Raw genomic sequence first — 9,470 nt, 5'->3', positions numbered from 1 at the left:
ATTGCCCTGTTTTTTTATGTCTGGCCGAAGCGTAGCTGTCCGCTACCCGAGACACTCACTCAGTGAATGGTGTGCTCGGTAATATCTACTTCCTCTTCCTCGAAGGGCTCCGGCTCCAGCTCATTGATATCCTGTACCGCCTCGATGCCCGCCTCGAGCATGGCCCTTGCGATGGCAATCTTGTGCTCGCGCAGGAACTCAAGACTCTCCGCAGAGAAATGGATACGCACCAGCGGGTCCTCCTTGTGACCAGCGCGTCGCAGCGCTACATCACCATTGGACAACTCGATGATTTCGTAGGTCTCAGAAGACATTCATTTCTCCAATTACTTCTCAATTACCTCACGCCAGACATCCGCGATACCAAGAACGCGGCCAGGCGCAGGTCCCGGCGTGATTTGGGGCCAGTGTAACACAGAGGTAAATGATTAATCAGTGGGCGGGACCGGGCGGACTTGAAAGCCGCCCGAGCGGGTTCTGACGGTGATTACCACTCCTGGCCGTGGGCACGCTGCCGCTGGATCAGCTCATTGAGGGCACGGAACCACTTACCCAGGGAAGCCCGATTCAGCGCTTCCGGCGCGCGTGTATCCAGCTGGCGCACGGGGATCAGGCTCTGCACACCGGAAGGATCCGCCGCCGACTGGCCCGCGCCCCCGGCGGGGCACCACAGGGCCCGCCAAGCCGCTTCCAGCCCCTGAAACCAGCTGTCGGGATTCTCCGCAAGACTGACCAGCTCGTTGATCTCGGCACTGAACTTGCCGCGCGCAGTCACCAGCTGTGCCAGTGAATGCGCCGTTTCCGGCTCACCACCGGGCCCAAAGCCGAGTTGCAGCTGATGCCCCTGCTCCGCCAGAAACGCCCTGTAAGCGCGCCACAATTGCAACAGCGCGCCCTGGCACAGGGCGCTCTCGTAGAGCGCCTCCGGCGACAGTGGGTTGCCCTGCTCCGCCTCAGGCTCTGGGGACTGAAGGATCAGCTGGCATCGACGCAGGGCCGATGCCACGGTACCCGTATACGGATTGCTCACCGGGCGACCTACTTCGTCGGGGCTTTTTTGGCAGCAGCCTTCTTGGCCGGGGCCTTCTTCGCTGCGGCCTTCTTCTTGGCTGGCGCTTTTTTGGCGGCGGCTTTTTTCTTCGCTGGTGCTTTCTTGGCCGGCGCCTCTACCTGCCACTTACCGTCGCGGTAAAACGCCTTCCAGCCGGTCGCCTTGCCCTCCTCCTCACTCTGTACGTACTGCTCCTGGGTCTTGCGGCTGAAGCGCACCACAGTATCGCGGCCCTCGTTGTCCTCGGTGGGTGCCGAGAACAGGAAGCTGTACTTGGGATCAATCTCATCCTTGTGCGGCAGCAGTTCCTTGATCAGCGGTGCACGTGTTTCCCGGTTTTTGGGGAATTGGCTCGCTGCGAGGAACAGGCCCGAGGCGCCGTCGCGGAGGATATAGGTATCTTCCACCTTCTCACAGGGCAGCTCGGGCATCGGTACCGGGTCCATCTTGGGCGGTGCCGGCTGGCCGCTCTTGAGCAGCTTGCGGGTGTTCTTGCAGGTTTCGCTGGTACAACCGAAGTACTTGCCAAAGCGACCGGACTTCAACTGCATGTCCGCGCCGCACTTGTCACACTCGATCACCGGACCGTCGTAGCCCTTGATCTTGAAGGTGCCTTTTTCCACCTCAAAACCGGGGCAGTCCGGGTTATTTCCGCAGATATGCAGCTTGCGGTGTTCATCCACCAGGTAGCTGTCCATCGCGGTACCGCACTTGCTACAGCGGCGCTTATCCCGCAGCTGGCGGGTTTCTGCCTCTTCGTCCTTGTCGGCATCCACCGCTTCCTCACCGGACACCAGGTTCATGGTGTTGGTGCAGCGCTCCTTGGGCGGCAGTGCGTAGCCCGAACAGCCAAGGAACACACCGGTGGAACCCGTGCGGATCTGCATGTGGCGACCACAGCTACTGCACTCAATATCGGTGTCGGTAGGCGCGTTGCGGCGCATACCGCCTTCTTTGTCCTGAGCCACTTCGAGGCGCTTGCTGAAGTCGGAATAGAATTCATTCAGCAGGTCTTTCCAGCCCTTTTTGCCTTCCGCGACCGTATCCAGGGACTCTTCCAGGCTTGCGGTAAACCCGTAATCCATCAGGTCAGTAAAGCTTTCGCTCAAGCGGTCGGTAACGATATCTCCCATTTTTTCCGCGTAGAAACGGCGATTCTCCAGGCGGACATAACCGCGATCCTGGATGGTGGAAATAATCGATGCGTAGGTGGATGGACGGCCGATACCGCGTTTTTCCAGCTCTTTTACCAGTGCCGCTTCGCTGAAACGCGCCGGCGGCTTGGTGAAATGCTGCTTCGGATCCAGCTTCTTGAGGTTGAGTTTTTCGCCCACCTTGATATCTGGCAGTACCAGATCTTCATCTTTCTTGCTCTGCGCGGGTGCCACTTTCAGGAAACCGTCAAAACGGATCACGCGGCCGCGGGTACGCAGTTCAAAGTCGCCTGCGGTAACCACCACAGAGGTGGAGGTGAACTGGGCCGGTGTCATCTGACAGGCTACAAACTGCTGCCAGATCAGCGTGTACAGACGCTCGGCATCACGCTCCATACCGGACAGCATGTTCGGCTTTACGCGCACATCAGAGGGGCGGATGGCCTCGTGCGCCTCCTGGGCGCCCTCTTTGCTGCTGTAGCGGTTGGGATTTTCCGGCAGGTATTTATCGCCGTAATTCTCGACAATAAAGTCCCGCACCGATGACACCGCCTCGGCACTGAGGTTGGTGGAGTCGGTACGCATGTAGGTGATGTAACCCGCTTCGTATAAGCGCTGGGCCATCATCATGGTTTTCTTCACGCTGAAGCCGAGCCGGTTACTGGCGGCCTGCTGCAGGGTTGAAGTAATAAACGGCGCACTGGGCTTGGAGCTGGTGGGCTTGTCGTCACGGGCAGTAACTTCGAAGTCACTGGACTGAAGTGCTTTCACGGCCGCCATGGCCTGCTCTTCATTGGTCGGACGGAAGGCCTCGCCTGCCTGCTTTTTAACTTCCAGGCGCAGGGCATCAGACTTGTTGGTTTGCGTATCCGCAAACAGATTCCAGTATTCCTCGGGAATAAACGCGCGGATTTCGCGCTCGCGTTCAACAACAAGGCGCACTGCTACGGACTGGACGCGTCCGGCAGACAGACCGCGGGCGACCTTTTCCCACAGCAGCGGGGAAACCATATAGCCCACGATACGATCGAGGAATCGACGCGCCTGCTGCGCATTGACCCGATCGATATCCAGCGGACCCGGGTCCTTGAATGCTTCCTGGATCGCTGACTTGGTGATCTCGTTAAACACCACGCGACGGTAGCGGGTTTCGTCACCGCCGATGGCTTCCCGCAGGTGCCAGGCAATGGCCTCCCCCTCGCGGTCCAAGTCCGTTGCGAGATAGACGTGATCGGCATTGGCGGCGAGCTTGCGCAGCTCGTCCACGACCTTTTCCTTGCCGGGCAAAATTTCGTAGTGCGCTGCCCAGTTGTGGTCGGGATCAATACCCATCCGCTTGATCAACTGCTCACGGCTTTTCTTGCGCTTGTAGATCTCTTTCTGTTCAGGAGACAGCTTGCGGGTTTCCGCTGCGCGACGGGCACGCTCCTTCGCGTCGACCGGCTGCTTGTTGGAAGCGCCGGTGGGAAGATCCCGGATGTGACCGATACTGGACTTCACCACAAAGTCCTTTCCGAGATACTTGTTGATCGTTTTCGCCTTCGCCGGCGACTCGACGATGACCAGTGATTTACCCATAAGCTTTTGATTTTTAATAGAAAATTTACTGCTTTCGCACTTTAGGCAGCGGCCGTAATCGACTGTGCGCTGCGCGAATATATATGCTCCGCCCCCAGTGCGGTCAAGCGAGCATCTCAAATTGGTGACCAAATTGTATACTTCGTAACCGGTTGTGACCGGTCAATCGACTAATGGTTCAGGCCAGCTGACACCCCGGCAAACGCCTCAGCACGCTCGTCCCAAACAACCAATCAGCCCCCGGAGTAATACCGGGAGGAACGCTAGAACAGTAGACCAGATCGCGACGCCGGCCACCCGATCACAATTCAGTGGAGCTGATCGGCGCCCTCTTCCTGCCGTGGCGGCGACTGACGTATTGCTTCTTCTATTACCGGGCGCATGCTGGCGAGCGCCTCCTGAACCTTCGACAATCCGCCATCGCCACTGCGTTCCTGCCACTGCACGCCCAGACCGCTGTCGTTTGCATAAATTGCAGTCGTGTCGGCCGGCAACATACCGAGCAGTTCTTTTAATGGTGAGCGCGCCGCCTCCGGCGCCTCGCGACCATTGCGCCAGTCCCACACGCCGTCGAAGTGCATCTCGTGCTGCATACGCTGTAACTCCAGCCCCCAGCCAGTCTGCAGGCGACGCGGGTTGCGCCACTGGGAGAAATACACCGCGGCATTGCCTTGCCCCTGGGAGGCGGGCAATGGCTGCATCTGCACCTTCAGGCCCGACGAGGCCGCGCGCTGGCGCAGCTCCGCGAGCTTCCTGTCGCGGCTACTGGGTTTGAGCCACATGACAGGGCCGATCACCAGGGCGATGGCGAAAAAAATTACGACAATTGGCAACCAGGTGGCCATGGTGGGTTCTTCCCTGTCAATTGATTAACTTGTGTACAACTCGGCGCGGATTGCGCAGAGTTGTTTTGGGGCGCGCATTTTTCTCCGCAAGTCGGCGGTTGTGTCAAGTCCGTTTTTTTAAAGTAGACTCAATAAAGTGACCGGGCTCGAGGTATTTGCCCGCTCCCCTATATCAAACATACGCATGAAACTTACCCAAACCGCGGGGGCCCCATGGCAGGCTACAACAACATTCTGGTTGGACTGGACCTCTCTGCAGAATCCTCTCAGGTATTGGATCGCGCAGCAGAGCTCGCCGCATGCAGCGGTGCGCAAATGAGTCTCGCGCATATTATCGAACCCCTGACCTTCGCCTATGGCGGCGATGTTCCGATGGACCTGTCGGAAGTCCAGGAGCAGCTTCAGAACCAGGCCAAGGAACAACTGCGCAAAGCGGCGGCAAGCCTGAATATTTCCGCAGACCGCCAACATGTACTGCTTGGACAGCCGGCGACGGAAATCCATCGATTGGCAGAAGAGTCCGGCTGCGATCTGATTGTAATCGGTAGCCACGGTCGTCACGGGCTGGCCCTGCTGCTGGGCTCCACCGCAAATGGGGTGCTGCACGGCGCAGGATGCGATGTACTGGCCGTGCGGGTACACGCGCCAGAGGAATAAAAACGGGGGCTTGCGCCCCCGAATGTTTTTACTGCTTTAAGCCCTGGCCGCGTCGAGCGGTTACATGCTGTCCAGTTCGGCCCAGCGCTCGAATGCTTCTTCCAGAGCCTGCTGCAACTCTGCCAGCTCTTGCAAGCGCTTCTGCACGGTGTCGCTGTCCTGCTGGTAAAAATCCGGCGCAGCCACCTCTTCCTCGAACGCCGCAATATCATTTTCAAGCGACTCGATTTTGGCCGGCAAGGCATCTAATTCGCGCTGCAGCTTGTAACTGAGTTTTTTGCTTTTCTCTGGTTTGGGCTTGCTCTCTGCCTGCGGCTCGGGCTTTTCGGACACGGTCTCCGCCGCGCCCTGCTTGCGGGTCCTGAGCTGCTCTTCCGCACTTAGGAAGCGGCCGCCCTGGCGGACAAAGTCCTGATAGCCACCCACGTACTCACGCACCACGCCATCTCCCTCAAACGCCAGGCAGCTCTCTACCACGTTGTCGAGGAAGGCACGGTCGTGGCTCACCAACAACACGGTGCCGGAGAAATCCATCAGCAACTGCTCGAGCAGCTCCAGGGTTTCCACGTCCAGGTCGTTGGTAGGTTCGTCCAGCACCAGAATATTCGCTGGCTGACTGAACAACTTGGCCAGCAGTGCGCGGTTGCGCTCACCACCGCTCAGGGCCCCGACCTTGGTACGCGCCTTCACGCCGGTGAACAGGAAATCACTGAGATAAGACATCACGTGGCGACTGCTTCCACCCACGTCGATGTTTTCGCGCCCCTCGGCAATATTGTCCACTACCGTCTGATCCGGGTTCAGGGTATCGCGGCGCTGGTCAAAGTACGCCACCTGCTGCTTGGTACCGAGACGGATATCGCCACTTTGCGGTTCGATCTCCCCCAGTAGCAGGCGAATCAGGGTACTTTTACCGGCGCCATTGGGACCGATGAGGCCAACCTTGTCGCCCCGCATCAGGGTGAAATCCAGGTCGCGGATCAGCGGCGCAGCATCGCCTTCAAAGCCGAAAGTGACCCCCTTGAGTTCCGCCACCAGCTTGCCCGAGCGCTCGCCTGCATCCAACGCCATCTTGGCCACGCCCTGGCGCTCGCGCCGCGCCTGACGCTCCCGGCGCAGGGCCTGTAGCGCCCTCACCCGTCCCTCGTTCCGGGTGCGGCGAGCTTTGATCCCCTGGCGGATCCAGGTTTCTTCCTGCGCGAGTTTTTTATCGAACAGGGCGTCGTTGCGCGCCTCTTCTTCGAGCAGCTTTTCCTTCTCCTCCTGGTAGCGGTCAAACGGGCAATTGAATACCCGCAGGCGGCCGCGATCCAGGTCCCACACCGATGTCGCGAGTCGCTGTGCGAGGGCGCGGTCGTGGCTAACAAACAGCAGTGCGCCGCGATAAGTGGCGAGAAAATTCTCCAGCCACTCGACGGCCGCGATGTCCAGGTGGTTGGTGGGCTCGTCGAGGATCAACAGGTCGGGCTCGGTTACCAGCGCACGCGCAAGCGCCGCGCGGCGCTGCCAGCCACCAGACAGGTCCATGACCCGTGCGCTCTCGTCCAGATCAAGGCGGTCGAGTACGCTGTCGATCTTCGCCAGCAGCTCCCAGCCGTGAGCGCTTTCGATTTTTGCCTGCAGGTCCGGGTCCTGGTCCTCGCGGTATTGCGCCAGCCATGAACCGACATCCCCCAGGCCCTCGGCCACGTAGCGGTACACGGTATGCGTGCAATCCTCCGGCAACGCCTGTTCCAGGGTCGCCAGTACGGTACCGCTCTGGCGGACAATCTCCCCCTCATCGGGATCTCCCCGGCCACCGATCAGGCTCAACAAGCTGGACTTGCCTTCGCCATTGCGCCCTACCAGACAGATCCGATCTCCACGCTCTATTTTCGCATCGACGTGATCCGCCAGTACCTGAACGCCATAGCGTAAACAAACGCCATCCAACTGAAGCAACATAAATAAGCACTACAATATTTCTGGGGCACCCGTACAAATCGATCGCGAGCGCGCCTGGACGCGTCCGCCGTCACAATTTTTACTGGTGCCGGGGTGAAAAAGGACATTTTACGCTTTATTCTGCTTCCTTCGAATAAGCGATTTCTCAATCGGGTTTTCAGTATGTCGATTGGCAGCACAGGACTCGCCTTTCTTTCCGTGGCTCTGCTGGTTTCCAACCTTGCAGTTGGTGCCGATGCTCGCACGCAACAGGTAGCCAAGACCAGCCGTACCGCGCCCTCGGTGGCAACGCCCCCCAAGGCAGAAAGCAAAGAGGTCAAAGCCGCCCAGGCAGCGGTCGCCAAAAGGGAGAAACTGCAGGAAGCCCGGCTGGCCATCGCCCGCAATGACCAGCGCCGCCTGAAACAGCTGAAAATAGAGCTGAAAGACTACCCGCTGCTCCCGTATATCGACTACTGGAACATCAGCAAGAGACTCTCGCGCCTCCCCTATGACGACATCGATGCATTCCTCGAAGAATATGATGGCACCGCCATCGGCGACTGGATGCGGGTGCGGGTGCTGCGTGAACTCGGCAGCCGCGAGCGCTTCCGCGCCTACCTGAAATACTATCGGCCAGAGCAGATCCGCCGCACCCAGCTGCGCTGCTATTACGTCGACGCCCTGTCCCGCCACGGCGACAAGAAAGTGGCCTACGCGCTGATTGAAGAGCTGTGGACTGTGGGTGCTTCACAACCCAAGGAGTGCGACCCCGCTTTCGCGCGCTGGATGAAGGATGGCGGCCTGACCCAGGATCGCGCCTGGCAGCGCCACACCCTCTCGGTGCGGGCCGGCAACCTCGATCTCGCCAGCTATATCGCCCGCAATCTGGACAAAGACCGCGCAAAGCGTGCGGAGTTGATGCGCTCGGTATACCGCGATCCAGATCTGCTGCTCAACTACGACCGTTTCACCGGCAAGGCCCCCGATTACCGCGATATCGTTACAATTGGCCTGCGCCGCCTTGCCTCGCGGGATGCGCAAAAGACCAGCCAGGCCTGGCAACATTACAGCGCCAGCTACCTGTTCAATGACGAGGAGCGCGACCGCTTCCTGCGCTACCTTTCACTCCAGTTTGCCCGCCAGGATGACCAGAGCGGTCTTGAACAGCTGATCAAATCGAATCCCGGATTTTTTGATCTGCGTACTTCCGAGTGGCTGATCCGCCAGTCCCTGCGCGAAGTGGACTGGGCGCGGGTGGAGTTCTGGATCGACCAGCTTCCAGAAGCTGATCAGAACTGGGACCGCTGGCTCTACTGGAAGGCCCGCTCGATCAAGGAACAACTGGCCACGAGTAAAAAGAACGCTAGCGAGCGCTCGGCGCTCGCCCAGCAGCTCCTGCAAAAAGCCGCGAAAGAGCGCAGCTACTACGGCTTTCTCGCTTCAGACACGCTGGGCAAGGACTACAGCTTTGTGGACCGCCCCGCGCCGATCACCCCCGAGCTGGTAAACAAGGTCGCGGCGCTCCCAGGAATGCAGCGAGCCGAAGAATTACAGGCCATTGGTGAGTTCTACCACGCCAGACGGGAGTGGGATTACGCCACCGACAAGATGACCACAGAAGAGCTGATGACTGCGGGCAAGGTGGCAAGCTCATGGGGCTGGTACCACAAGTCGATCCAGTCGATTCTGGCAGCAGATTATCTGGATGACCTGGAACTGCGATTCCCCCTCGCCTTCTCTGACATTGTCTCCGATGTCGCCGGTCGCATGGGCAAGAAAACCGCGCTGGATTCCTATCTGGTGCTGGCCGTTGCCCGCCAGGAAAGCCATTTCAGCCACGACGCGAAATCTCATGCGGGCGCCATGGGCCTGATGCAACTACTGCCATCCACCGCCAGGGCCACCGCGCGCAAGGCTGGTGTGCCCTATCGCCGCAGCTGGGACCTGTTGAACCCCAGCACCAATATCAGCCTCGGCGCTTACTATCTGAATTCGCTACTGAATCGTTTCGACAACAATCGCTTTCTCGCTGCCGCCGCGTATAACGCAGGTCCGACAAGGGTTTCCCGCTGGCTCAAGGACACCGACAAGAAGCTGCCTTTTGACATCTGGATCGAAACCATTCCTTACAGTGAGACCCGCAAGTATGTACAGAATGTGCTGTCTTATTCGGTGATCTACGCCTATCGCAGCGGCGACAAGACGCAATTGCTCAGGAAAAATGAAGCAGAGGCCAAGCTCTAACCGGAATCGGATGCG

At 59.1% G+C, this 9,470-nt stretch carries 7 protein-coding genes; 2 read left to right on the top strand and 5 right to left on the bottom strand.

Features of this window, described 5'->3' with window-relative positions:
- Positions 1-59: 59 nt before the first annotated feature.
- From B4U49_RS15795 to B4U49_RS15780, 4 genes are all read right to left on the bottom strand, one after another.
- Complete coding sequence (locus tag B4U49_RS15795) at positions 60-314, bottom strand: hypothetical protein (protein ID WP_078085573.1); 255 nt, start codon at positions 312-314, stop codon at positions 60-62.
- A gap of 173 nt (positions 315-487) precedes the next feature.
- Positions 488-1,030, bottom strand: coding sequence for a DUF6586 family protein (locus tag B4U49_RS15790; protein WP_078085572.1), 543 nt, complete (start codon positions 1,028-1,030; stop codon positions 488-490).
- Positions 1,031-1,038: 8 nt separating this feature from the next.
- A complete protein-coding gene (topA, locus tag B4U49_RS15785) occupies positions 1,039-3,783 on the bottom strand; it encodes a type I DNA topoisomerase (protein WP_078085571.1) in 2,745 nt (914 codons plus the stop codon).
- Positions 3,784-4,091: 308 nt separating this feature from the next.
- Positions 4,092-4,628, bottom strand: coding sequence for a hypothetical protein (locus B4U49_RS15780; RefSeq protein ID WP_078085570.1), 537 nt, complete (start codon positions 4,626-4,628; stop codon positions 4,092-4,094).
- A gap of 213 nt (positions 4,629-4,841) precedes the next feature.
- On the opposite strand from B4U49_RS15780, the gene B4U49_RS15775 reads away from it, so the two are divergent.
- The gene (locus B4U49_RS15775; protein ID WP_078085569.1) at positions 4,842-5,285 is read left to right on the top strand and encodes a universal stress protein; all 444 of its coding nucleotides are present in this window, start codon (positions 4,842-4,844) and stop codon (positions 5,283-5,285) included.
- 60 nt (positions 5,286-5,345) lie between these two features.
- On the opposite strand, the gene B4U49_RS15770 is transcribed toward B4U49_RS15775, so the two are convergent.
- Positions 5,346-7,229 (bottom strand): ATP-binding cassette domain-containing protein, encoded by a 1,884-nt coding sequence (locus B4U49_RS15770; protein WP_078085568.1) that lies wholly within the window; start codon positions 7,227-7,229, stop codon positions 5,346-5,348.
- 162 nt (positions 7,230-7,391) lie between these two features.
- On the opposite strand from B4U49_RS15770, the gene B4U49_RS15765 reads away from it, so the two are divergent.
- Positions 7,392-9,455: a transglycosylase SLT domain-containing protein gene (locus B4U49_RS15765; protein WP_078085567.1), complete on the top strand. Its 2,064-nt coding sequence runs from the start codon at positions 7,392-7,394 to the stop codon at positions 9,453-9,455.
- Positions 9,456-9,470: the final 15 nt, after the last annotated feature.

The sequence above is a fragment of the Microbulbifer mangrovi genome (genome assembly GCF_002009015.1).
Taxonomy (GTDB): domain Bacteria; phylum Pseudomonadota; class Gammaproteobacteria; order Pseudomonadales; family Cellvibrionaceae; genus Microbulbifer; species Microbulbifer mangrovi.
The sequence above is the reverse complement of the archived record's forward strand: the minus strand, read 5'-3'. Positions and strand labels throughout refer to the sequence as shown.